This window comes from Actinomyces sp. HMSC075C01 (genome assembly GCF_001812965.1).
GTDB classification, from domain to species: Bacteria; Actinomycetota; Actinomycetes; order Actinomycetales; family Actinomycetaceae; genus Actinomyces; species Actinomyces acetigenes.
The window spans coordinates 1-1,781 of record NZ_KV810920.1 but is presented as its reverse complement, the minus strand read 5'-3'; the positions used below and the strand labels follow the sequence as shown (position 1 = coordinate 1,781).

The 1,781-nt window shown below is 61.4% G+C and carries 1 protein-coding gene and 1 pseudogene; both read right to left on the bottom strand.

Going from position 1 to position 1,781, the window contains the following annotated elements; genetic code table 11:
• Positions 1-185: 185 nt before the first annotated feature.
• Positions 186-809, bottom strand: coding sequence for an Imm5 family immunity protein (locus HMPREF2883_RS00305; protein ID WP_343283836.1), 624 nt, complete (start codon positions 807-809; stop codon positions 186-188).
• 55 nt (positions 810-864) lie between these two features.
• Positions 865-1,781: pseudogene (locus tag HMPREF2883_RS14960) on the bottom strand (nucleic acid/nucleotide deaminase domain-containing protein); the annotation flags it as partial.

The following is a 1,781-nucleotide window of genomic DNA, read 5'->3' as shown; positions in this document are numbered from 1 at the left end:
CGGGGTCGATCATGGCCCGCCACACCCGCTTACGAGCCCCCAGGGACAGGATCGCCTTGGGGTTGCCCTCCTCATCGAGCAGCTCAGCACGAGCCGCCCCAACCTCAGCGCACACCGCACCCATGTCGATCATCTGATTCCTCCTGCTTGAGCGCCGGTGAGCCCGGCTGGCGGTCACTGTGTGGTCACTGAGCCTCAAGGACAGCCGGGATGGCCTCATCGAGATACCACAGCCAGAAGGCCCGGCGGGCATCGACGTCGGTGTCCTCCAACGGCTGCCAGTTCAGTGCCCCGGCTGCGGCGCTGGCGCAGCAGTAGCTGGTCTCGAGGGAGTCCGGCAGCAGCTCGTCGTCGTCCTCGATGTCTCCCACGACGTCGAAGTCCAGGCTGCGGTCGAGGGCTGAGCCCACCAGGTTGACGGCGCCGTTGGCCACGAACGCGGCAGGCTGGGTGACGGCGTCGAAGTCCTCGATCTCGTCGTAGACGTCGGCCAGGAACTCGTCACTGGCCATCTCGGCGTCGTCGGGGTCCTGGCTGGCGTCGATGAGGCCCCGAGTCAGGTTCAGCATCTCCTGGACCCTGTTGTCGCCGGGGAAGGCGCGCTCCCACAGGGGCAGGACGCGGCGAAGGCAGGCCATCTTCAGCTCCGTGCGGCACCGGTAGGAGCGTTCAGCGTCCTGAGGGTCCAGCATCGCCCGCCAGATCCGTGTGCGAGCCGGCAGGCTCAGGATCCCTTTGACGTTGCCCGCATCGACCAGCTCACCACGAGCCGCCTCAACCTCCACGCGCACAGCACCCATATCAATCATCCAACAACAACCTCTCTCAATCCACTTCCGCTATCAATTCTGAATCTGAACAGTGTCACTTCTGCCGGACTACGGAACCGTCAGCGCCAAACACCAATGTCCCCTTCGGGTCTGTGACATACCAGTCACGCCCCTCGTGCTGAGCGAGCTTCGAAAAATACTGCTGGCAGTTCTTGCAGCAGACTTTCGAAACACCAATGTAGGGTTCCTCAGCGTTGATGGAAAGCTGACGCTCCGCATGTGACGCATAGTACTGGCCGTCTACGCCGTGGTCAAGCGCTCCGGCTCGCCTGACGTCGTGACCGATCTCTTCCTGCTTAGCGAGAACCTCGTTAATGTTAGGCTCCTGGAAATTTTCTGGGCGACCTTTCATGCTCCACCCACTGAGTGTCTCCACATGGTCGGAGGAGGTTGTTTTCTTAAGGAAGACTCTCTTTTCTGATGAAACATTCTTCTTAAGTTCTTTAGCTCGGTCGTAGGCCTCCTGCGACTTCTTCACGGGGACGCTCTTTGCGCCATTTCCACCCCGGGGGCCGCTGCCGCCTCCGCTGTATCTGGGTGTGTCAGTTTGGCGCATCATGCGCCATTGGTCGGCGAGAGTCACGACTCGTCCATCAGGGGTGACCAAACGAGTTTGTGGCATTGCCTGGTCCACAACGCCCAAAAAGTTCTCGACGCCACGGTCGGCGCCCTTAGCCAGGTTCTCTACCCCCCGAGAGGCCGTCTCGCTGACCTTGGTGGGAATGCTAGCGAGACCGTCGCCGATCTTAGATGGAATGTGGGCAAAACTCGTAGCTACGTCATCGAACAGAGCTCTTGCTGTGTACAGAAGGTCTTTGAGGTTCTTGGCTGACAGGACGGTGTCGGCTACCTCCTTGGACAGGCGGGTCACCCAGGAGGAGACCTCAGCGACGGCTGAGGTCACCGCCCAGGGGGCAGCCAGGCCCGCGGTGAGAACCCCGATGGCGACCT

What these genes read in the sequence shown, in the direction of transcription:
- HMPREF2883_RS00305 (WP_343283836.1), bottom strand. Translation starts at nt 809, where the DNA reads ATGATTGATATGGGTGCTGTGCGCGTGGAGGTTGAGGCGGCTCGTGGT.